Origin of the sequence: Helicobacter jaachi (assembly GCF_000763135.2) — a bacterium.
Taxonomy (GTDB): domain Bacteria; phylum Campylobacterota; class Campylobacteria; order Campylobacterales; family Helicobacteraceae; genus Helicobacter_C; species Helicobacter_C jaachi.
Genome location: NZ_JRPR02000035.1, coordinates 1 through 329 on the forward strand (window position 1 = coordinate 1; position 329 = coordinate 329).

1 protein-coding gene is annotated in these 329 nt (G+C 38.0%); it reads right to left on the reverse strand.

Translation table 11 applies throughout. From position 1 onward, the window contains the following. Positions 1-329 (reverse strand): methyl-accepting chemotaxis protein (locus LS71_RS09770; RefSeq protein WP_238700407.1); only part of this gene is annotated, 329 nt, incomplete at both ends.

Genomic DNA, 329 nt, shown 5'->3' on the forward strand with positions numbered 1-329 from the left:
TCAGCTAACTTTCTTACTTCATCTGCTACTACTGCAAAGCCTCTACCATGTTCTCCTGCTCTTGCTGCTTCTATGGCTGCATTAAGTGCTAGTAGATTAGTTTGGTCTGCTATGTCTCTAATAATGCCTATGACATTTTTAATGTCTTCACTTTGTTGGATTACTTCTCCTGTTTTACCACTTACATTTTGCATAGAGCTAGTGATTTGTTCTACTGCTTGAGCTGTTTGTTCTAAGCTACTGGCTTGTGCATTAGTTAAGTTAGTGAGATTATTTACAGCTTCTTGGAGTGTTTTTGCTTCAGTGCTTAAAGTATTAGCAAAGCTAGC